22 protein-coding genes, 2 tRNA genes and 1 pseudogene are annotated in these 21,276 nt (G+C 65.3%); 9 read left to right on the top strand and 16 right to left on the bottom strand.

Annotated elements, in window-relative coordinates; genetic code table 11:
- Positions 1 to 65: 65 nt before the first annotated feature.
- Positions 66 to 446: a VOC family protein gene (locus DI605_RS13330; RefSeq protein WP_293974654.1), complete on the top strand. Its 381-nt coding sequence runs from the start codon at positions 66 to 68 to the stop codon at positions 444 to 446.
- On the opposite strand, the gene DI605_RS13325 is transcribed toward DI605_RS13330, so the two are convergent.
- Complete coding sequence (locus DI605_RS13325; RefSeq protein ID WP_293974651.1) at positions 391 to 822, bottom strand: hypothetical protein; 432 nt, start codon at positions 820 to 822, stop codon at positions 391 to 393. The genes DI605_RS13330 and DI605_RS13325 overlap by 56 nt on opposite strands.
- A 138-nt stretch (positions 823 to 960) precedes the next feature.
- Here DI605_RS13325 and DI605_RS13320 point away from each other — a divergent pair, with 138 nt between their 5' ends.
- The gene (locus DI605_RS13320) at positions 961 to 1,956 is read left to right on the top strand and encodes an adenosine kinase (protein WP_293974648.1); all 996 of its coding nucleotides are present in this window, start codon (positions 961 to 963) and stop codon (positions 1,954 to 1,956) included.
- Between the two features lie 101 nt (positions 1,957 to 2,057).
- Here the strand turns inward: DI605_RS13320 and DI605_RS13315 are convergent, their stop codons facing one another.
- From DI605_RS13315 to purS, 6 genes are all read right to left on the bottom strand, one after another.
- Entirely contained in the window at positions 2,058 to 2,924 is an 867-nt protein-coding gene (locus DI605_RS13315) for an OmpA family protein (protein ID WP_293974645.1), read from the bottom strand.
- A 263-nt stretch (positions 2,925 to 3,187) separates the two neighbouring features.
- Complete coding sequence (locus DI605_RS13310; RefSeq protein WP_293974642.1) at positions 3,188 to 4,714, bottom strand: amino acid permease; 1,527 nt, start codon at positions 4,712 to 4,714, stop codon at positions 3,188 to 3,190.
- 164 nt (positions 4,715 to 4,878) lie between these two features.
- Complete coding sequence (locus DI605_RS13305; protein WP_293974639.1) at positions 4,879 to 5,262, bottom strand: histidine triad nucleotide-binding protein; 384 nt, start codon at positions 5,260 to 5,262, stop codon at positions 4,879 to 4,881.
- A gap of 51 nt (positions 5,263 to 5,313) precedes the next feature.
- Positions 5,314 to 5,628 (bottom strand): phosphoribosyl-ATP diphosphatase, encoded by a 315-nt coding sequence (locus DI605_RS13300; RefSeq protein ID WP_293974636.1) that lies wholly within the window; start codon positions 5,626 to 5,628, stop codon positions 5,314 to 5,316.
- On the bottom strand, positions 5,625 to 6,290 hold the full coding sequence (gene purQ / locus DI605_RS13295; RefSeq protein ID WP_293974633.1) for a phosphoribosylformylglycinamidine synthase subunit PurQ: 666 nt from the start codon (positions 6,288 to 6,290) through the stop codon (positions 5,625 to 5,627). The genes DI605_RS13300 and purQ overlap by 4 nt, the downstream gene beginning before the upstream one ends.
- Before the next feature lie 4 nt (positions 6,291 to 6,294).
- Complete coding sequence (gene purS / locus DI605_RS13290; RefSeq protein ID WP_293974630.1) at positions 6,295 to 6,525, bottom strand: phosphoribosylformylglycinamidine synthase subunit PurS; 231 nt, start codon at positions 6,523 to 6,525, stop codon at positions 6,295 to 6,297.
- Between the two features lie 457 nt (positions 6,526 to 6,982).
- Between purS and DI605_RS13285 the strand changes: the two genes are divergently transcribed.
- From DI605_RS13285 to cfa, 3 genes are all read left to right on the top strand, one after another.
- Positions 6,983 to 8,779 carry a DUF885 family protein gene (locus tag DI605_RS13285; protein WP_367120052.1) on the top strand — a complete coding sequence of 599 codons (1,797 nt, stop codon included), beginning with the start codon at positions 6,983 to 6,985 and terminating at the stop codon, positions 8,777 to 8,779.
- Between the two features lie 103 nt (positions 8,780 to 8,882).
- A complete protein-coding gene (locus DI605_RS13280) occupies positions 8,883 to 9,719 on the top strand; it encodes a TIGR00266 family protein (RefSeq protein ID WP_293974625.1) in 837 nt (278 codons plus the stop codon).
- Between the two features lie 178 nt (positions 9,720 to 9,897).
- On the top strand, positions 9,898 to 11,013 hold the full coding sequence (gene cfa, locus DI605_RS13275; protein WP_293974622.1) for a cyclopropane fatty acyl phospholipid synthase: 1,116 nt from the start codon (positions 9,898 to 9,900) through the stop codon (positions 11,011 to 11,013).
- A gap of 63 nt (positions 11,014 to 11,076) precedes the next feature.
- Here cfa and DI605_RS13270 read toward each other — a convergent pair whose 3' ends face one another.
- A complete protein-coding gene (locus DI605_RS13270; RefSeq protein WP_293974619.1) occupies positions 11,077 to 11,502 on the bottom strand; it encodes a DUF4112 domain-containing protein in 426 nt (141 codons plus the stop codon).
- 126 nt (positions 11,503 to 11,628) lie between these two features.
- On the opposite strand from DI605_RS13270, the gene DI605_RS13265 reads away from it, so the two are divergent.
- Positions 11,629 to 11,886 carry a hypothetical protein gene (locus tag DI605_RS13265; RefSeq protein WP_293974616.1) on the top strand — a complete coding sequence of 86 codons (258 nt, stop codon included), beginning with the start codon at positions 11,629 to 11,631 and terminating at the stop codon, positions 11,884 to 11,886.
- A gap of 233 nt (positions 11,887 to 12,119) precedes the next feature.
- On the opposite strand, the gene DI605_RS13260 is transcribed toward DI605_RS13265, so the two are convergent.
- The 6 genes from DI605_RS13260 to aroA all read right to left on the bottom strand — a co-directional run bounded on the left by DI605_RS13260 (position 12,120) and on the right by aroA (position 16,845).
- Positions 12,120 to 12,204, bottom strand: a tRNA-Leu gene (locus DI605_RS13260).
- A gap of 36 nt (positions 12,205 to 12,240) precedes the next feature.
- Positions 12,241 to 12,528 (bottom strand): integration host factor subunit beta, encoded by a 288-nt coding sequence (locus tag DI605_RS13255; protein WP_293974613.1) that lies wholly within the window; start codon positions 12,526 to 12,528, stop codon positions 12,241 to 12,243.
- Positions 12,529 to 12,676: 148 nt separating this feature from the next.
- Positions 12,677 to 14,389, bottom strand: coding sequence for a 30S ribosomal protein S1 (gene rpsA / locus DI605_RS13250; protein ID WP_293974610.1), 1,713 nt, complete (start codon positions 14,387 to 14,389; stop codon positions 12,677 to 12,679).
- Positions 14,390 to 14,609: 220 nt separating this feature from the next.
- Positions 14,610 to 15,245, bottom strand: coding sequence for a (d)CMP kinase (gene cmk, locus DI605_RS13245; RefSeq protein WP_293974607.1), 636 nt, complete (start codon positions 15,243 to 15,245; stop codon positions 14,610 to 14,612).
- Positions 15,242 to 15,505, bottom strand: coding sequence for a hypothetical protein (locus DI605_RS13240; protein WP_293974604.1), 264 nt, complete (start codon positions 15,503 to 15,505; stop codon positions 15,242 to 15,244). The genes cmk and DI605_RS13240 overlap by 4 nt, the downstream gene beginning before the upstream one ends.
- Positions 15,502 to 16,845 carry a 3-phosphoshikimate 1-carboxyvinyltransferase gene (gene aroA, locus DI605_RS13235; protein ID WP_293974601.1) on the bottom strand — a complete coding sequence of 448 codons (1,344 nt, stop codon included), beginning with the start codon at positions 16,843 to 16,845 and terminating at the stop codon, positions 15,502 to 15,504. The genes DI605_RS13240 and aroA overlap by 4 nt, the downstream gene beginning before the upstream one ends.
- Before the next feature lie 111 nt (positions 16,846 to 16,956).
- Here aroA and DI605_RS13230 point away from each other — a divergent pair, with 111 nt between their 5' ends.
- The 3 genes and pseudogenes from DI605_RS13230 to DI605_RS21500 all read left to right on the top strand — a co-directional run.
- Positions 16,957 to 17,271 (top strand): TIGR02300 family protein, encoded by a 315-nt coding sequence (locus DI605_RS13230; protein ID WP_293974912.1) that lies wholly within the window; start codon positions 16,957 to 16,959, stop codon positions 17,269 to 17,271.
- 134 nt (positions 17,272 to 17,405) lie between these two features.
- Positions 17,406 to 17,481: transfer RNA gene (locus DI605_RS13225), tRNA-Ala, on the top strand.
- Between the two features lie 88 nt (positions 17,482 to 17,569).
- Positions 17,570 to 17,728: pseudogene (locus DI605_RS21500) on the top strand (DUF6538 domain-containing protein); the annotation flags it as partial.
- 294 nt (positions 17,729 to 18,022) lie between these two features.
- On the opposite strand, the gene DI605_RS13220 reads toward DI605_RS21500, so the two are convergent.
- A complete protein-coding gene (locus DI605_RS13220) occupies positions 18,023 to 19,030 on the bottom strand; it encodes a threonine/serine dehydratase (protein ID WP_293974598.1) in 1,008 nt (335 codons plus the stop codon).
- A gap of 168 nt (positions 19,031 to 19,198) precedes the next feature.
- Positions 19,199 to 20,830, bottom strand: a complete 1,632-nt coding sequence (locus DI605_RS13215; RefSeq protein WP_293974910.1) for a Na+/H+ antiporter — start codon at positions 20,828 to 20,830, stop codon at positions 19,199 to 19,201.
- Positions 20,831 to 21,276: the final 446 nt, after the last annotated feature.

Raw genomic sequence — 21,276 nt, 5'->3', positions numbered from 1 at the left:
TGTTCCGCGCCTGCAGAACCATGCTGGCGCTTCAACCGGGGCGTGGCCCGCTCTAGGAAGGGCGCATGCGTGCCATTCATCACATCGCGATCATCTGTTCCGATTATGATCGCTCGAAGCATTTCTACTCCGGGATACTCGGCTTTCCCGTGCTGGCGGAGGCTTATCGCAAGGAGCGGGATTCTTGGAAATGCGATCTCGATGCGGGCAATGCCCAGATTGAGCTTTTCTCCTTCCCGTCGCCGCCGCCCCGCGTGAGCCGGCCGGAAGCATGCGGCCTGCGCCATCTGGCGTTCGTCGTGGCGGATATCGATGCGGAGGTCGCCCGGCTGGAAGGCCATGGCATCGCGCTGGAGCCGATCCGGATCGATCCCTATACGGATCGGCGCTTCACCTTCTTTTCCGACCCGGACGGCCTGCCGCTGGAGCTGTACGAGCAGGCTTGAGAGGCTCGCTCGGCCGGGCGAGCGAGGCGATGCAGGAGGCGCGGTCGAAATCCGCGCCGCCGGGCGTGCGCGTGTCGATCCACGTCACCTTGGGATCCCCGCCGGCGGCGGGCGGATAGAGATAGGTATCCAGTACGCAGGCGGGCGAGCGGAATTGCAGCTTGCGCGCGCTGCCCTCGCGCAGATCGAGTGCGGGCGGCCCCAGCAGCGCGATCAGCGTCGGCGCATTCTGCCCCATCACACGGGTCAGGCCCGCGGCGGGCGCGGCCGAAGGGGAGGGCGGGGGCGCCGGTGTCGAGACGGGCGGGGTCGTCGGCCCGCAGGCGGCGAGCGCCAAGGCGAGCAGGAGGGGCGGTGCGAGAAACGGGCGCTGCATCTCCTCTCTCTCGCCGCGCGGCGGCTTCGGGGCAAGTCGTTGCCGCCGGAGCGCGCCGTAGGGGCGCCGTCCCGAGTGTGCGCTTCCCCTTCGCACGATCAGGCTCTAGGCCGGATCGATGTGTTTACGGAGATCTCAGTGAGCGAACCCACCATCGATATCGTGGCCATCGGCAATGCCATCGTCGACGTTCTGGCCTCGGCCGATGACGCCTTCCTCGCCCGCCATGGCATGAGCAAGGGTGCGATGCAGTTGCTGAACGCCGATCAGGCGAAGACTCTCTACGATGCGATGGGGGCCGGACGCGAGATCAGTGGCGGCTCTGCGGCGAACACGCTGGCGGGCGCGGCCTCGCTGGGCGCCAGATGCGCCTTCATCGGCCAGGTCGCCACCGATCAGTTGGGCGAGGTCTTCACCCACGATATCCGCGCGCAGGGCGTGGATTTCGTCACGCCCGCCCGCACGCTGGAAGCGCCGACGGCGCGCTGCCTGATCCTCGTGTCCGAGGATGGCCAGCGCACGATGAACACCTATCTGGGCGCCGCCCAGTATCTGCCGCAGGATGCGATCGTGGAGGCGGAGATCGCCAGCGCCAAGGTGCTGCTGCTCGAAGGCTATCTGTGGGATCCGGCCGAGCCGCGCGAGGCGATGAAGCGCGCGATCCGCATGGCCCGCACGGCCGGGCGCAAGGTGGCGCTGGGCGTGTCGGCCGTGTTCTGCATCCACAATCACCGGGCCGATTTCCTCGCCTTGCTGGATGCGGGCGACATCGACATCCTCTTTGCCAATGAAGAGGAAGTGCTGGCGCTGGCCGGCACGGAGGATTTCGAGGAGGCCGTCGCCTTCACCGCCGCCAAGGTGGAACTGCTGGTCACGACGCGCGGCCCGGATGGCGCGATCGCGCTTTCGGGGGGCGAGCGGGCCAGCGTGCCGGCCGAGCCGATCGCGAAGATCGTCGACACGACCGGCGCGGGCGATCTCTTCTCGGCGGGTTTCCTCGTCGGTTACGTGAATGGCAAGGGGCTGGAGGAGAGCCTTCGCATGGGCGCGATCGCGGCCGCCGAAGTCATTTCCCACTGGGGCGCGCGCCCCGAAGTGGCGCTCGACAAGCTCATCGCCGAAAAACTCGGCTGAGCCCGAGGCGGGCCACCCCGCGCCTCCGCCTTTGCAGGGGGCGCGGAGTGACCGATGCGAAGGGGTGCGGCGCGCCCCGGATGGGCGCCGTCCCGTGAAGCTTACAGACCGTCCAGGCTCTTGCTGACCAGGATGTTCACCGCCACGCGGCGATTCTGGGCCTTGCCCTCGTCCGTTTCATTGCTGGCGGCCGGATCTGCCTTGGCCATCCCCGTCGGCGTCAGCATGCGATAGGGCTTCCATCCGCAATTCTGCTGCAGATAGTTGATGACCCGCGCGGCGCGCTTCTCGCTCAACTCCTGATTGAGATCGTCGCTGCCGGTCGAATCCGTATAACCCACGACGAGCATCAGCGCATTCTCCGTCGCCTGGGCGGATGTGGCGGTGGCGCAGAGATTGGTCTTGTCCTCGGAAGACAGTTCCGATCGGCCGGTGGCGAAGTGCACGTTCGTCGTGCTCTTCACATTATATTTGTCGATATCGCCCATGTGGCCGCGCAGCGCCTCGGTCGCCGCCGTCTGCTCGGCGAAGCGCTGATCCGTGCCGTTGCGGATCATCGTCGCGGTACGGAAATCGCTGTTGCGCAGGTTGATCTGGCTGGCGACGAGCGCGCCGTCCGTCTCGCCCTCATTGGGCTGCAACGTTTTCACCGTGATCGGCAGGCCGTTGAGCAGTTGCTCCGATGCCAGCTTGGTGCTGCCGCTGAACAGGCCGCCACCGGCCTTGATGCGCGTCTCGTCATTCACGGCGATGATGGTGGTGGTGCCGTCCGGCGCCTGCACCTTCAGTCTGTCGCCGTTGCGGGCGACGATCACGCCCTTGATCTCCGGTCCCGCCGTCTTCGCTTTCACGATGATGTTGGGATCGGGCGCGTTCTCCTGCTGTTGTGCAGCCAGGCTTGCCGATGCCGACAAGGTCAGCGCGGTCACAAGCAATCGAACACCTGGCTTTTTGGAAATAACTCGCATGGAAGCGACTCCTCTCATCTGCCCCGGCCGACCATGGGTGTTCAGAATGACCTGTCCGCCACATGAATGCGCCGGGCGAGACCATGGAATCAGCCGATGATAGGAGTGAGTCCTGCGGCAAGACGATGATTTTGCTTGCCTCCACGCACGTCTCGGCGCGCGTCCGGAATCGTCCTTCGCGGCCCGTCGCCACGCCAGAGGGGACGAAAAAGAAAGGGGCGGCCCCTTGCGGGACCGCCCCCTGATGGCGTGTCGGGCAGGCCTCAGTGCGTGCCGGGCACCGGCGGGTTCAGGCCCTCATAGGCCTCGTCCTCGGCCACATCGATGATGCCCCGGCCGAGATTGGAACGGCTGCGGCTGTAGAGGAAATAGACGACCAGGCCGACCGCGGCCCAGCCGAAGAAGAGCAGGATCGTTTCCTTGGAGAGGCTGAAGAACAGATAGATGCAGCCGATGATGGAAACGGGCGCCGTCACCATGATGGCGGGCGTGCGGAAGGGGCGGTGGCGCGTCGGATCGGTCTTGCGCAGCACCATCACCGCGATCGATACCGCCGCGAAGGCGAAGAGCGTGCCGGAATTGGACACGTCCGCCAGCAGGCCGACCGGAAAGAAGGCGGCGAACAGCGTGACGAACACCCCGGTCAGCATCGTGATGACGTGCGGCGTGTGGAAGCGCGGATGAATCTTCGAGAAGAATTCCGGCAGCAGGCCATCGCGGCTCATCACGAAGAAGATGCGGGTCTGGCCGAACATCATCATCAGGATGACGGAGGGCAGCGCGATGATCGCGGCGGCGCCCACCAGCCAGCCCACGAACGGCCAGCCCACCTGCTTGAGCGTCCAGGCCAAAGCCTCCTTGGAACAGACCACCGCCTGTTCTTGAATCGCGCCGCAGGCGGCCGAAAGCGCCGGCGTGCCGGGCGAAAGCACTTCGTGATTGGGGCCAAAAACGGGCTGCGCGCCCACCGTGCCGATCACGCCCGATGCCACCAGCATGTAGAAGATGGTGCAGATGCCGAGGCTGCCGATCAGGCCGATCGGCATGTTGCGCTGCGGATTCTTGGTCTCCTCGGCCGCCGTGGAAACGGCATCGAAGCCCACATAGGCGAAGAAGATCGAGGCGGCGGCGCCGGAAATGCCTGCGAAGCCGAGCGGCGCGAAGGGCGTGAACTGGCCGGTCTTGATGACCGGGATGGTCAGGATCACGAAGAAGGAGAGGGCAAGGATCTTCACCGCCACCAGCACGGCATTGACGGTGGCGCTCTCCTTGGTGCCCTTCACGAGCAGCGCGGTGATGACCGACGCGATCAGCATCGCCGGCAGGTTGATGCTGCCCCCGTCGAAGGGGCCGCGCACCAGGGCATGCGGTATCGTGATGTTGAAGCTCGTATTGAGCCAGCCGATGAAATAGCCCGACCAGCCCACGGAAACGGCGCCGGCCGCGATCGCATATTCGAGGATCAGCGCCCAGCCGACCATCCACGCCACCAGCTCGCCCATCACGGCATAGCTATAGGTGTAGGCGGAGCCCGATACGGGCACCATCGCCGCCATTTCGGCATAGCAGAGCGCCGCCACCGCGCAGACGAAGCCCGCGATGACGAAGGACAGCATCATGCCCGGTCCGGCCTTCTGCGCGGCCTCGGCCGTCAGCACGAAAATGCCGGTGCCGATCACCGCGCCGATGCCGAGCATGGTCAACTGGAAGGGGCCGAGCGAACGCGTCAGGGACTTTTTCTGGGCTGTCGCCAAAATGGCATCCAGCGGTTTGACGCGTCCGAAGATCATGCAAATTTCCCCTTAAGCCCGCGATCGTTGGCGGGCGCCTGAGCCGAGACTAGCCGCAAAACCGAAACGCGCAACCGTTTAGCGATGTTTCGGTGATTCGGCCGATCCGCCTCGCTTTCCGGCAAGAAGCGTCGCTGGCGTAGGGAAATCCGTTTCGGCGGCGATCAGTGTGCGGCCGGCACCATTTCGTGAAACTGGCGGCCGCCGAAGATGTGGACGTGCAGGTGCGGCACCTCCTGATGCCCGTGCTGTCCCATGTTGGCGAGCAGCCGGTAGCCGCTTTCGGCCAGCCCCGCCGCACGCGCGACATGCCCGACCGCGCGCACGAAGCCGGCGATTTCCGCATCCGAGGCCTTCGTCGAGAAATCGTCCCACGAAACATAGCGTCCCTTGGGAATCACCAGCAGATGAAGGGGGGCCTGCGGATTGATGTCGTGGAAGGCGAAGGCATAGCCGTCCTCATAGACGGCCTTTGCCGGAATCTCTCCGCGCAGGATCCGCGCGAAGACGTTGGCATCGTCATAGGGGAGCGAGGGATCGATGGGCATGTCAGTCTCTCCGATATGGCGTTGCGCAAGCGAGACGGCCGGCCCCCCGGATCAGCCGCGCGCGGCCTTTTCCGCTATGCCCGAAACGCCCTCGCGCCGGTCCAGTTCGGCCAGCACCTCGGACAGCGGCACGCCGGCATCCGCCAGCAGCACCATCAGGTGAAAAAGGGTGTCAGCCGCCTCGCCGATCAGCTCGCCACGATCCTCGGCCAGCGCGGCCACGATCGTCTCCACCGCCTCCTCGCCCAGCTTGCGGGCGATCTTCGGCCGGCCCTTGGCGAACAGGTTCGCCACATAGGACGAGGCCGGGTCCGCGCCGCGCCGGGCGGCGATCGTCGCTTCCAGCCTTTCGAGCGTGCCGCTCAAGCGACCGCCTCGAGCAGCCCCTCGAACAGCCGCCGGCCGTCTGTATTGCCATGCGCGGCCTCGATCGCGCGCTCCGGGTGCGGCATCAGGCCCAGCACGTTGCCGCCGGCATTGACGATCCCCGCGATGCTCCGCGCCGAACCGTTGACCGGCTCGCCATAGCGGAAGGCGACGCGGCCTTCGCCTTCCAGCCGGTCCAGCGTCTCCTCGTCGGCGGCATAATTGCCGTCATGATGCGCCACCGGCAGGCCGATTTCCTCGCCCGCATCATAACGGCTGGTGAAGAGCGACTGGCTGTTGCCCACTTCCAGCGAAACCGTGCGGCAGACGAAGGCGAGGCCCGCATTGCGCATCAGCGCGCCGGGCAGCAGCCCCGCCTCGGTCAGCACCTGAAAGCCGTTGCACACGCCCAGCACGGGCACGCCGCGCGCCGCCGCCTCGGCCACGGCGCGCATCACCGGCGATCGCGCCGCCATCGCGCCGGAGCGCAGATAATCGCCATAGGAGAAGCCTCCCGGCACGGCGATGAGGTCCACGCCATCGGGCAGCCCGGTTTCGCGATGCCAGAGCATGACGGGATCGGAGCCGGTCACCTCGCGGATCGCCACCGCGAGATCGCGATCGCAATTGGAGCCCGGAAAGACGAGAACGGCGGATTTCATGGGCTTAACCCCGCTCGATGCGATAATTCTCGATCACGGTATTGGCGAGCAGCTTGCGGCACATCGCATCGAGATCCGCATCGCTGACATTGGCATCGTGATCCAGCTCGATCAGCTTGCCCTGCCGCACCTCTTCGACGCCCGAAAAGCCGAGCCCGTCGAGCGCGTGATGGATGGCTTTGCCCTGCGGATCGAGCACGCCGTTCTTCAGGGTCACATAGATGCGCGTCTTCATGGGCTCGCCTCTGTTCGGCCAAAGGGCCGCTCGTGTCGCGCGGCCTATGGCGCGCGGAACGGCGGGGGGCAAGCGGGCTTTGGCCGGGAAGAGGGCGGATCGTCTGTTCGGGCAGCGCCGGCCCGGCCTGATGCCGGGGTGATCCAAGAGGATGACCGCGATTGGGGCGAGAGCGGCCGTGCGGCTCGTCCTTTGCAATGTAGGATTTGATGTGGCCTTGGCCTGTCCGCCCCTCCCAATGGAGTCGGGTGCTATGCCGCCCATCGCCCCGTCCGGAAACTGTTGCCGTCGCGCGCATCTGCGGGAGCAAGCCCGCGCGCCGCGCGCCCGCCCGTAGGGGGCGCGACTTTCGTGTGGCTTTCGGCGCGCCGGCGCCCCTTTCTCTCGCCGCGCTAAGATGCGAGGGTCTGTCATCGCGGCCCGATCGGTCGCCATGATTTGCCGACCGGAGACGATTTTGCGCGCACTGGCTGTTCTGCTTTCCACGGCGTTGCTCGCCGCCACGCCCACCCTTGCCCAGAAGCCCGCCGATGGCGCCGAGGATGCCAAGCTCACGGCCCTGTTCGCGGACAGCGACGAGGCGAGCCTGCGCCGCAATCCCCTGTCCGCCCTCTATCGTGGCGATGTGCGCTATGCGGGCAGCATCGGCGATCTGTTCACCGATGCGCACCAGGCGGCCGAATGCGCGGCCAGCGAGAAGGATGCGAAGGATCTCCACGCGATCGATCGCAAGGCGCTGAGCGCGATCAATCGCATCGCCTATGATGTGTTCGAGGCGGATACGGTGCTGGATCTGCGCCTCTGCCATGATCGTGATCTGCAGCTTTCCTTCGCGGTTCGCCCGATCAACCATTTTCAGGGCTTTCACCTGAGCTATGCCGAGCTGGCCTCGGGGCAGGGGGCGGCGCCATTCCGGACGCTGGCGGATTACGAGAATAATCTGAGGCGCAATCGCGAGTTTGCGGGCGCGATCGATCGGATCATCGGCCGCTTCCGGCAGGGCATGAAGCTGGGCATCGTCCAGTCGAAGCTCACGACGCGCAACATGATCGAGCAACTCGATCTCCAGATCGGCAAGGGCGTGGAAGGCTCCATCTATGCCGAGCCCTATGCCGATATGCCGGAAACGATCCCGGCCGCGGATCAGGCGCGACTGAAGGCGCAGCAGATCGCGCTGATCCGCGATTCCATGCTGCCGGCGCTCGTTCGTCTGCGCGATTTCCTGCGCGATGCCTATCTGCCCGCGGCACGCGAAGGCGTGGGCCTTTCCGCGATGAAGGGCGGCGAGAAGGTCTATTCCTACCTGATCCAGCGCAGCACGACCCTGCCGCTCACGGCGGCGGAGGTGCATCGCATCGGCCTTGCCGAAGTGGCGCGCATCCGGGGCGAGATGGCGGTGGCGGCGAAGTCGGCTGGTTTTCAGGGCGATCTGGCCGAACTGTTCACCTATATGCGCACGGACAAGCGCTTCCAGCCATCCAGCGTGGATCAGTTGCGGCAGGGCTTCTTCGCGATCCGCACGCGCGTGGAATCCCGGATCGGCGAGCAATTCTCCATCCTGCCCAGGGCGCCGCTCGATATCCGGCCGACACCGGCCTTCAAGGAGAAGAATGCGGCCGGCGGCGAATATATGCGCGGCACGGCCGATGGCACGCGCCCCGGCGTGTTCTTCTATAACGGCTATGATCTGCCCTCCCGCTACATGTGGGAGATGGAAACATTGTTCCTGCACGAGGCGGAGCCGGGCCATCATTTCCAGATCAGCCTGGCGCAGGAGAATGCCGCGCTCCCCAATTTCATGCGCTATGGCGGCAATACCGCCTTCGTGGAGGGCTGGGCGCTCTATGCCGAGACGCTCTGGAAGCAACTGGGCATGGAAAGCGATCCGTGGCAGCGGCTGGGCGGCCTGAATGACGAGATGCTGCGCGCCATGCGCCTCGTCGTCGACAGCGGCATCCATGCCTATGGCTGGGATCGCGATCGTTCGATCAAATATATGCTCGACAATTCGCCGGAGGCGGTGACCGACGCCACCGCCGAAGTGGAGCGCTACATCGCCATTCCGGGGCAGGCGCTGGCCTACAAGATGGGCCAGCTCACCATTTCCCGACTCAAGGCCAGGGCGATGGCCGAGCTGGGCGCGAAATTCGATCCGCGCGAATTCCATGCCCAGGTGCTGATGACGGGTGCGCTCCCGCTGACGGTGCTGGAAAAGAAGATCGACGACTGGATCGCGGCGAAGAAAGCCGCGTGAAGCGGCTTCTTTCGCCCGATCCGGTCCGGGCGGAAACTACCTGTATTGCCGATATCATACACCTTGGGTAGATTCGGCCGGCTTTGGTAAGAGGAGACGTCGCATGCCCGGTCCCAGCCCCTGGTCCCACCATCGCAGCGCCAGCGTGTCCGACGATATCGATTTCGAGATCAAGGGGCAGGAACTCCAGTTCGTGGAGATCGAACTGGATCCGGGCGAAAGCGCGGTGGCCGAGGCCGGCGCCTTCGTGTGGAAGGATGCCGATATCGAGATGACGACGGTGTTCGGCGATGGCAGCGGCGGGCAGGGCGGCGGCTTCATGGACAAGCTGCTGGGCGCCGGAAAGCGTCTGGTGACGGGGGAGAGCCTGTTCACCACCGTCTTCACCCATCATGGCCGGGGCAAGGCGCGCGTCGCCTTCGCCTCGCCCACGCCGGGCGCGATCCTGCCGATCAAGCTTTCCGATGTCGGCGGCACATTGATCTGCCAGAAGGACAGCTTCCTGGCGGCGGCGCGCGGTGTTTCCATCGGCGTCCAGTTCCAGCGCCGGATCATGACCGGGCTGTTCGGCGGCGAAGGCTTCATCATGCAGAAGCTGGAGGGGGATGGCTGGGTGTTCGTCCAGATGGGCGGCACGCTCGTCGAGCGCGAACTGCGCGCGGGCGAAGTGGTGCATGTCGATACGGGTTGTCTCGCCGCCTACACGGCGGGCGTCGATTTCGATCTGGAGATGGTGCGCGGCGTGCGCTCGATGTTCTTCGGCGGGGAGGGGGCGTTTTTCGCGAGGCTCAGGGGGCCGGGCAAGGTCTGGATCCAGTCGCTGCCCTTCTCGCGGCTGGCCGGGCGGATGCTGGCGGCGGCAGGCGGCACGGGCGGGCAGAATCGGGGCGAAAGCTCGCTTCTGGGCGGGCTCGGTCACTTCATTGGGGGCAATGAATAGCCCTTTCCCGCCGTTGCACCGCCCTGACGGGGCGGCGTGCGCCGGAAGATATGGCAAGTAATCCATCAACCATTTACGTTCCGTAAGGAAGGTTTCGCTAACGTTCCGGTCACCAACCGATGGACGAGGCTTCCGGCGGCGTCGCGGAGACGCCCGGATCGCGAATGGGAGATGATGGATGAGCCGCTATCGAGACGCCGTGGCCGACATATTAGCCGCTGCCGATATCAGGATCGACGGTGATCGCCCGCATGACATCCGGGTGAAGAATGATGCCTTCTACCAGCGCTTCCTGAAGGATGGCCGGATGGGCATCGGCGAATCCTACATGGATGGCTGGTGGGAGTGCGACGCGCTCGACGAGATGTTCCTCCGCTTCTTCCAGTCGCGCCACGCCATTACCCAGCAGACGAAGAGCCTGCGTTTCCTGACGACCGCCATCCAGGCGAAGATCATACCCGAAGGATCGGCCAAGCGCGCCTACGAGATTGGCGAGAAGCATTATGACATCGGCCTTTCGCTGTATCAGCGGATGCTCGACAAGCGCATGGTCTATACCTGTGCCTATTGGAAGAATGCGAGCAATCTGGATGAGGCGCAGGAAGCCAAGCTGGATCTCGTCTGCCGGAAGATGAAGCTGGAACCGGGCATGCGCGTGCTGGACGTGGGCTGCGGCTGGGGCAGCTTCGCCAAATATGCGGCCGAGAAATATGGCGTGCACGTCACCGGCATCAGCGTGTCGAAGGACCAGATCGAGCTGGGCCGCGAACGCTGCGCCGGGCTGCCGATCGAGCTGAAATATCAGGATTATCGCGATCTGGACGAGCAGTATGACCGGATCGTCTCGATCGGCATGTTCGAGCATGTCGGCCAGAAATATTTCGACGTCTTCATGAAGACGATGGCCCGTTCGCTGAAGGATGACGGGCTGATGCTGCTCCACACGATCGGCTTCAACAATTCGAACTATTTCAATCCGTGGCTCGACAAATATATCTTCCCGGGCTGTTACGTGCCGTCGGTGGCGCAGATGACGAAGCCGATGGAGGATCTGCTCACGATCGAGCATCTCCAGAATATCGGAGTCAATTACGATCCCACGCTGATGGCGTGGCACGAGAATTTCGTCCGCAGCTGGCCCGAGATCGCGCACGAATATGACGAGCGCTTCTATCGGATGTGGACCTTCTACCTCTTGTCCTGCGCGGCGGGCTTCCGCGGGCGCTTCATCCAGGTGTGGCAGTTCGTGCTCAGCAAGAAGGGCGTGCCCGGCGGCTATTATTTCGACGAGTGAGAGCCGCGCCCGGAGCTATGCCGGGCCGGCGCGTTCCCGAACGGGATCCCGGGAGCAATCCGTTCAGTGATCGATCGTCACCGTGGAGGGGTGGTGGCGATCGAGATGCTTGCGGATGATCTTCAGGTTGCGGCTGTTGGAGCGGAAGAAGAGATCGGGGACTGCGCCGATCCAGGGGATGGCGCCCAGCAGGAAATCGAAGCCGACATTGCCCATCATCCGGGCGATCTGCCAGCGCGACATGCCAAGGTTGCGCGCCTCCCACACCATCCAGCCGCCCAGCAATGCCGCGATGGCGCTGCCCGCGACGGGAATGATGTCCAGCACCACATCCAGCCCGACCTGACGGTTGAGGCCGGGGATCACGAACATCCGCTCCAGCAGCGCCTCCATCGTTTCGATCCGCTTGCGCACGGATGCGGGGTCGCGGCCCAGGCCGGGGAGGCCATCGGCGATCGGATGGTAACGGCGGGTCGTCGTTCCGGGCACTCGTCATCTCCTCCTGCGGTATCAGCGCGTGGGCCTGACGCATGTTCCCGCACCGTTTATATGGGGAGGCGCAGGCCGGTATGAAACGGGCTTGCCAAATCGGACGATGAGAGGAAGTCGGGGGCGATGTCCTTCCTACAGACGATATTGTGCCGGTTCGGCTATCACATCCGCTCGAAGAGCAAGGCGAAGAAGACCGAGGCAGGCTGGAAGAGTGTCTGCCGCGGCTGCGGGGAGCCCATGCTCAAGCTCAAGGGCGGCGACTGGCAGATGATGATGAAGCCGCCCGAGCCGACGAGCGCGGAACGTGCCCGTCTGCGCGAGATCGAGGCACGAAAACGCCGGACTCCGCCGCCGCGCCGGAAGCGGCCGGTCGATCGCTAGAAGCGGGTTGCGTCTGGCGGATCGGAGGCCGGTATCGCGCCTCGCGGTGCCGCGGGCTCTGCCAGCGATGTCGTCACACGGGCGTGAAGCGGGCGCGTGGCGCCCTTCGCATCCGATCCGGAAGAGCCGATTCACAGGACGGGCGAGGCGTACGATCCGCAATGCAGGGCCGCAACGGAACCCGACAGACAGGCTGCGGTGCCATCCGGGTGAGCGCCGCTTCCCGGCAATATTGGTGCGGACGGCGGGACTTGAACCCGCACTCCCGAAGGAAACCGATTTTAAGTCGGCAGCGTCTACCGATTCCGCCACGTCCACGTCATGCGGACGCAAAGGCCGCAAGCGATGCCTGCGTCAATCGTCCTTGATGTTCAGGCGGGCGCGCATTTCCTTGCCCGGCTTGAAATAGGGAACACGCTTCGCATCGACGGCGACCGGCTCACCGGTGCGGGGATTGCGACCCGTGCGGGCATCGCGGGCACGGGTGGTGAAGGTGCCGAAGCCTCGCAGTTCGACGCGCCCGCCCGCCGCGAGGCGAGACGTGATGGCGTCGAAAATGCAGGTGACTATCCGTTCGACCTCGCTCGCGGCGAGATCGGGATGATCCCGACTGAGAGCCGCAACAAGCTCAGACCTGATCACGCGAGCGTCCCCTTTCTCGTTCGCGGGGCGCTGGGATTGCGACCCCCCACGGATCGATCCACGTCCGTAACGGACTTACGCAGACTTCCTGTAATAGATCAACAGCCATGAGTGGAGGGCGGCATGAACCGCCCTCCACGCACGTTGATCACGCCTCGTCGCGGGCCTTCAGGGCAGCGCCCAGAATGTCGCCGAGCGACGCACCCGAGTCGGACGAGCCATATTGCTGCACGGCCTGCTTCTCTTCCGCAAGCTGCATCGCCTTGATCGAGAAGGTCGGCTTCTTCGAACGATCGAAGCCGGTCACCATCGCATCGAACTTCTGGCCGGGCTGGTAACGCTCCGGACGCTGCTCGTCGCGATCGCGGCCCAGGTCGCTGCGCTTGATGAAGCCGTGCGCCCCATCGTCGCCCACCTGCACGTCGAGGCCGCCGTCATTGACCGCGAGCACCGTGACGGTGACGATCTGGTTCTTGTTGACGCCCGAGCCGCCGGCCGACGCGCCACCCGAAACGCCACCGCGCTCCAGCTGCTTGATGCCGAGCGAGATGCGCTCCTTCTCGGGATCGATGTCCAGAACCTGCGCCTGGATCGTCTCGCCCTTGTGGTGCATCGCGAGGGCTTCCTCGCCGGTGACGCCCCAGGCGATGTCCGACATGTGGACCATGCCGTCGATGTCGCCATCGAGGCCGATGAACAGGCCGAACTCGGTCGCGTTCTTGACTTCGCCCTCGACGGTCGAGCCGATCGGGTGACGCTCCGCGAACGAATCCCACGGATTGTTCTGGGCCTGCTTCAGGCCGAGCGAGATGCGACGCTTCTCTTCATCGACCTCGAGGATCACGACCTCAACCTCCTGCGAGGTGGAGACGATCTTGCCCGGATGGACGTTCTTCTTCGTCCAGCTCATTTCGGAGACGTGGACGAGGCCCTCGATGCCGCTCTCCAGCTCGACGAACGCACCATATTCGGTGATGTTCGTGACGCGGCCCGAGAACTTCGCGCCGACCGGATACTTGGCGCCGGCGCCTTCCCACGGATCGCTCTCGAGCTGCTTCATGCCGAGGCTGATGCGCTGCGTATCGCGGTTGATGCGGACGATCTGGACGCGGACCGTGTCACCGATGTTGATGACTTCGGACGGATGATTGACGCGCTTGTAGCTGATGTCGGTGACATGCAGCAGGCCGTCGATGCCACCCAGATCCACGAACGCACCGTAATCGGTGATGTTCTTGACGACGCCATCGACCACCTGGCCCTCGGCCAGACTCTGGATGAGGCCGGTGCGCTGCTCGGCGCGGGTCTCTTCGAGGACGGCGCGGCGCGAGACGACGATGTTGCCGCGGCGGCGATCCATCTTCAGCACCTGGAAGGGCTGCGGGATGTCCATCAGCGGGGTCACGTCGCGGACCGGGCGGATATCGACCTGCGAGCCGGGCAGGAAGGCCACGGCGCCGTTGAGATCGACGGTGAAGCCACCCTTCACGCGGCCGAAGATCACGCCGTCGACGCGGTTGCCGGCGGCGAATTCGCCTTCCAGCTTGTCCCAGGCGGCTTCGCGGCGGGCGCGGTCGCGGCTGAGCATCGCTTCGCCATGGCTGTTCTCCACGCGGTCGACATAGACCTCGACCTCGTCGCCCACCTTCAGCTCGGCCTTCACGCCGGGCGCGGGCGCGAATTCGCGCAGCGGCACGCGGCCTTCGGACTTGAGGCCGACATCGATGACGGCAACGTCATTCTCGATGGCGGTGACGGTGCCCTTCACGACGCGGCCTTCGAATCCAGTGGATTCGCCGCCGAGCGTGTCGTTCAGGAGCGCCGCGAAATCGTCGCGGGTGGGAAATGCCACAGTGGCCATAAGCAGTTCTATTCCTCGGTTTATTCGTTCCGGCCGTCCGGTTGTCTCCGGAGGTCTTCAGCCGATCCGCCGCCGGGGCCTCATGCCCGCAGCGACATCCTTCGTGCATCCGGTTCGCGTCGACCATTCGGTCCTTCGCCGGCAGCATGGCGCCAATAGCGAAAAGGCGCGTCGGCCGGCCCCCTTTGTCAGGGATCCCGCGCCGCGCGCCATCAGGGCATCAGTCGTTCGCCGCTGACCTGATCCGGGCCTCCACGAGCGCGAGCGCCCGCTGGACGGCTTGTTCTATACCCAAATCGGAGGTGTCGAGCAAGGCAGCGTCGTCCGCCATCCGCAGCGGTGCGGCCGATCGCGCCGAATCGCGTTCGTCGCGGGCGCGTATGTCGTGCAGCACGGCATCCAGATGAACGTTCAGGCCGAGGCCCGAAAGCTCGCGATGGCGCCGTTCGGCCCGGACTTCGGCGCTGGCTGTCACGAACAGTTTGGCGTCGGCGTGCGGCGCGATCACCGTGCCGATGTCCCGGCCGTCGAGCACGGCTCCTCCGGGCTGGGCGGCGAATGCTCTCTGCCGTTCGAGCAGGGCGGCTCGAACGGCGGGATAGGCCGAAACCTGGCTGGCGGCCTTGGCCGCTGCCTCCGATTTCAGGTTCGGATCGTCCAGCCGATCATCGGTGAAGGCGCACGCCGCCAGCGCGTCGTCGGCGGAGGCAGGATCGCCGCCCGCGCGCAGCACCCCGATGCCGACCGCCCGATAGAGCAGGCCCGTATCGAGATGGGGCAGGCCGAAATGGCGGGCGAGCGCCTTGGCGATCGTGCCCTTGCCGGAAGCGGCCGGCCCATCGACGGCGATGATCATGACTTTGCTCCCGCCTTGCTCCTCTGGACCCACACCTTTGCCAGCCCCAGCGCCGCGATGATGCTCCACACGATTTCAAGCAGCATCGAGGCGAGATTGAAATGGACCAGGAGCGAAACGATGAGCAGCAGCGAGCCCACGAGATTGAGCAGGTTGAAGAGCAGGAAATCCACCTTTCTGGCCATGTTGCTATAAGCGTAGGCCACCACCATCAGCGCGCTGCCGGCAAGGCCGATCACATCGGCAAGAACGGGATTCATGCGTCCACTCCCAGCATGCGCATCACATCAACGAAGCCCGGAAAGCTCGTATCGACAGGCGCCATGTCGTCGATCGTCACGTCCGCCTCGGTCACCAGGCCCGCCACGGCGAAGCTCATCGCGATCCGATGATCGAGGCGGGTGGCGACGGTCGCGCCGCCGGCCAGCCTTTCGCCACCGGTGCCCTCGACGATCAGGCCGTCCGCCGTTTCCTCGATGCGGGCGCCGATCGCGCGAAGCCCCTCGGCCATCGTCGAAATCCGATCGCTCTCCTTCAAGCGAAGCTCCTCCAGTCCGCGCGTCACGGTGCGTCCCCGCGCCAGAGCGGCCGCCACGAACAGGATCGGGAATTCATCGATCATGGCGGGCGCGATTTCGAGGGGCACATCGATGCCATTCAGGGCGGAGCTCCGCACGCGGATATCCGCCACCGGCTCTCCGCCCACCTCGCGTGGATCGATCAGCGTGATGTCGCCGCCCATCGCCCGCAATATTTCGATCAGGCCCGCGCGCGTGGGATTGAGGCCGACATTCTCGACGATGATGTCCGATCCCGGCACGAGCAGCGCCGCGACGATCGGGAAGGCGGCGGACGAGGGATCTCCGGGCACCACGATATGTTGTGGCGTCAGTTCGGCCTCGCCCCGGATCGCGATGATACGCTCACCGCCCGTTTCCTCGACGGTCAGATCCGCGCCGAAGCCGCGCAGCATGCGCTCGCTATGGTCGCGCGTCGCGACGGGTTCGATCACGCGGGTGATGCCGGGTGTGTTGAGGCCGGCGAGCAGGATCGCCGATTTCACCTGCGCCGATGCCACTGGCAGGCGATAGTCGATCGGTACGGCCGGGCAGAGGCCGCGTATCATCAGGGGCAGCCGGCCACCGGGAGACGCGGTGAATTCCGCACCCATGAGGGAGAGGGGCAGGATCACGCGTTCCATCGGACGCGTCGAAAGCGAAAGATCGCCTGTGAAGGCGCAGGTGATGGAGTGGCTGGCGACGAGGCCCATGAGCAGGCGGGCGGATGTGCCCGAATTGCCCATGTCGAGCGCGGAGCGCGGCTGGAGGAGGCCGCCGACGCCCACGCCCCGGATATGCCAGGCATGATCCGCCCCGCGCGTGATGCCGGCCCCCATCGCGCGGAGGGCGGCGGCGGTGGCGAGCACGTCCTCGCCCTCCAGCAGGCCTTCGACACGGCTTTCCCCCACCGCCAGCGCGGACAGGATCAACGATCGGTGGCTGATCGATTTGTCACCCGGCACGCGGACGCGCCCGCGCAACGGACCCGATGCCCCGAACCTTGCCGGCCGGGCGTTCGCCTGGGATGTGAGGGTGGACATGAGGGCCGCGCTTTGACAGCGGCCTTCCGTCATGGCAAGGCGCCCGCCGATCCGGTCGGCCGGGCTTTCGTCGCCGCCGACCGTTCCACAGAAAACCGGAGCATGAAGAACGTGGTCAAACCTGAGTGGGGCGCCAAGCGCACCTGTCCGAAGTGCGGCACCCGCTTCTACGATCTCGGCAAGGACGATCCCGTCGTGTGCGTCGAGTGCGGCACCAATTTCGAGCCTGATCTGATTCTCAAGTCGAAGCAGCCGCTGCCGTTCGACGCGCCGAAGCCGAGCCAGGCCAAGTCGGAGAATTCGGACGATCTGGTCGAAAGCCTGGACGTCGACGAGGAAGAGGAGCCGAACGCGGACGACGATGTCGATCTGGGCGGAGACGACGATATCGGCGTCGACACGGGCTCCGAGGACGAGGACCAGTAATTTTTTGGTGTGCCGCAGGATCGATGAAAAATCAGTCTTGCGGCACGCGGCGCTTCCCCCTAGGGAGCGCTCCACACCGCCGCCGGCACCCATCCGGCGGGTTCGTCACGGTCCTCCTGAAGGGCCAAGGGCACGGGGCCGTAGCTCAGCTGGGAGAGCGTCGCGATGGCATTGCGAAGGTCTGGGGTTCGATCCCCCACGGCTCCACCACCTTTCTAACGTGTTGAGTTAGAAGGGAAAATTCCAGAGAATCGGTGCTTAAACGAGCGTCTGCTACAGCCGTAGCAGGGATCGCCTTATGTGCACCTACCTCGCCAAGCGCGGCTCGGTTTACTATTTTCGTCGGACGATCCCTGCGGGTCTGCGGGCTTCTTTCGATAGCCGCGCGGAGTTCATGATATCGTTGCGGACGAAGGATCGTGGCGAGGCTAAGCGGCGCATTCCTGCCAAGCTGATTGAGACAGAGCGGCTTTTGGCCGGAGGCATGTCTGGGATGGTTGGGGACGAAGCGAACGGCGATCCTGTCTTCGTCTACACCGCTCGTCCAGCCAATGAGAAGCTGGCGGTGAAGGATTGGCACGTTGGCCACGGCTCCACTGCCCCCCTCATAATTGGCATGATTGGCCGCCCCGAGCCATCGGGATGCTGGCTGTTTTTGCGTTCAGCTTCGCCAGACGGATTTCGATCCCGCTGGGACAGGATCGATTCTTCGGGCAGGCGGCTTCGGTGCTCGGATGGTGCGCGCTTCGGTCTAACCGACCTCCGTCAGTATGCTCGCATAGAAACCGGGATCGACATTGGCGCCGGAGACAATGACGGCCGTCACGCCGTCCGTCCGCGGCAGCTTTTTGTGCAGCAGGGCGGCCAGCGCGACCGCGCCGCCCGGCTCCATCACCAGCTTCAGATCCTCGAACGCGAAGCGCATCGTCGCGCGCACTTCATCGTCCGTCACGCTGAGGCCGCCGGACAGGAGTGCCCGGTTGATCGGAAAGGTCAGTTCGCCGGGAGTGGGCGTCAGCAGCGCATCGCAGATCGATCGCGCATCGGGGGAAACCGTCTCGCGGTGGCCGCTGGCGAGCGATCGGGCGGTATCGTCGAAGGCGGCGGGCTCCACCGAATAGATTTCGGTCTCGGGCGAAGCCGACTTCACCGCTGTCGCGATGCCGGCAACAAGCCCGCCACCGCCGCAGCACACCGCGATCCGATCGACGCCGGTGCCGAGGGCGCGCGCCTGATCGAGTATCTCGAGGCCGGCCGTCCCTTGGCCAGCGATGATGAAGGGATCGTCGAATGACGGGACGAGGGTGGCGCCGCGCGCGATGGCCAGCGCGGTCGCAATCTTTTCGCGCGATTCCGTAAACCGATCATAGGCGATGATCTCGGCGCCCAGCGCCCGCGTGTTCGCCATTTTGATGGCCGGCGCGTCGGACGGCATCACGATGGTCGCCGCGAGGCCGAGCAGGCGTGCCGCCGCCGCCACACCCTGCGCATGATTGCCCGAAGACCAGGCGACGACGCCGGCCGCCTTCGCCTCGGCTGGTATCCGGGCGAGACGATTATAGGCGCCGCGAAACTTGAACGACCCCGTGATCTGCGCGCCTTCGAACTTGATGAGGACGCGGCCGCCCATCCGTTCGTTGAGGACGGGATATTCGAGCAGCGGGGTAAGGATAGCGTGGCCCCGCAGGATATCGGCCGCGCTCCTGATATCGTCCGCGTCGACGACGAAATCGGACGGGGCGGGGATCTTGCGGTTCATATCGGATGCGGATCCATCATGGGCGGCGGAACATGGGCGTGCCGGGGGTAGAACGGATCCGTTCGCTTACGCCAGCCCATTCCGGGGAGGCATGACGGCGCCGCCAGCCTGCGGGTGGGGCGGAGATCCGGTGGGCGGCCCGCTGCTCCCGACGAGCCCCGGAGCCCCTCAGCCCCGGAGCCGCGCTTCGGAAAGATCGAGTTCGCGCGTCAGCTTGCGCACGGTTTCGCTGCCGATCCGCCTTGCGCGGGCGAGTTCGAGGATCGCGGCCTGCTCCGCCTTCACGCCGGCCAGGCGGAAATCGCGGACCAGCTTTTCCTCTTCCCGCTTGAGATCGGAAAGGCCCTGGCTGCGGCTTTCGATCCGCTCGCGATAAAGATCCATCACGTGCGCGCCGGCCGTCGCATAGCGGTCCGCCTCGCCCTGATCCTCGGCCAGCGCGTGCTGGCGGCGCTCGATCGCGCGGATCGCGGCCTCGGCCGCCGCGACACGCGCGGCATCCTCCTCGGCCTGCCTGGAAGGTTCGGGCGGCATGGTAAGGCCCTTGAGCAGGATCGGCAGGGCAACGCTCGCGAGGATCAGCGATACGATGATGACGCCCGCCGCCAGGAAAATGGCGAGATCGCGGGCGGGGTAGGGGGTGCCGTCCGCCAGCGCCAGCGGCAGGGTGAGCACGCCGGCGAGGGTGATCGCCCCGCGCACGCCTGCGAAGGACATGGCGGCGACCAGGCGCCAGTCGGGCGTCTGCGGGGAATCGCCGCGATTCTTCTTGCGCAGGATGGTCAGGCGCAGGGAAGCCCACACCCACGCAAACCTGAGAAAGGCGAGGCCGGCCACGATCGCGAGGATATAGACCGCGAGCCACCACGGCGTCGCATGGCCCGCGATCATCACCGTGCGCTTGGCGCCGGCGAGGATGGCGGGCAATTGCTCGCCCAGCAGCACGAAGATGATGCCGTTCAGCGCGAACTGGATCGTATCCCACACCGAATTGCGGCGCATCCGCGTGGCGGCGAGGGTCTGCCGCGATATTTCGGCGAAGGTCATGGTCACGCCGGCGCCCACGGCGGCGAGAATACCGGAGGCGTGGAGATGTTCGGCCAGCAGATAGGCGCCGAACGGGATCAGCAGGCTGACCAGGATCTGCGAGCCGGGATCCTCGCCCCAGCGCCGGTTGAACCGGGCCTTCGCGCCCGTGACGGCAAGCGTGACGCCGACGCCCAGCAGCAGGCCGGCCCCCGCCACCCAGAGGAAGTTGAGCGCCGCCGCGCCGGCCGAAAAGGTGCCAGTGAGAGAAGCCGCGACGGCGAAGCGCAGGCAGACGAGACCCGAGGCATCGTTGAGCAGCGATTCCCCTTCGAGGATGTGCATCATCCGCTTCGGGATCGGTACGCGCGCGGCGATGGCCGATACGGCGATCGGATCGGTCGGCGATACGACCGCGGCGAGCGCGAAGGCCACGGTCAGCGGCATGGCCGGGATCATCCAGTGGATGAAGAAGCCCATGCCGATCACCGTCATCAGCACCAGCCCCAGCGCCAGCTCGACGACGGTCGGCACGTCCTTCAGCATCTCGTCCTTGGGGATCCTCCAGCCGTCCAGAAACAGGAGCGGAGGCAGGAACAGGAGCAGGAAAAGCTCGGGATCCAGCTCCACGCGATAGGATGTCGAAAGGCCGATCATCGCCCCCAGCACGATCTGGACGAGCGGTGTGGGCAGGGAGATCGGCAACACCCTCGAAATCGCGCCGCTGACGACGACGGCGAGCAGGAGGACGAGGACGATCGAAACGGCTTCCAAAATCACGGCTCCTGCAGGTCGGCGAGGTGCGTGTCGTAACGCGCGGGGGGAGGCATGCAACCACATGAATATCCCCAGCAATCATTGGATGCAGATCATCTTCCGGCGGGCTGGCTGCCATGAACGCCTTTGCCGGCCGCATTCGCATCCGTTCGATCCGGATCGATTCGGGCGCGCGATTCGCGATTCTGCGGGGGGATGTCAGGGCCATGGGGCGGCGATGCGAAACACGGATCGGTCCTCACGATCGCTTCCGCCGGCTCCCGGATTTGCCATGATAAGCGTGCCTCGGCGCACCGCCGATCATTGCTGCGCTGCGGCGTAGGGCATGGCCTGCCATCGCCCCGGCTGATACTTTCGACCTATGCGATTGTGAAAATCTGTTGTTGCGATGCAAAAAACGAATTGGCCACCGTCGGCATTGCTGCTAACAGGAACGTGCCTTT

Origin of the sequence: Sphingomonas sp. (genome assembly GCF_003248515.1) — a bacterium.
Taxonomy (GTDB): Bacteria; Pseudomonadota; Alphaproteobacteria; order Sphingomonadales; family Sphingomonadaceae; genus Sphingomonas_I.
The sequence above is the reverse complement of the archived record's forward strand: the minus strand, read 5'-3'. Positions and strand labels throughout refer to the sequence as shown.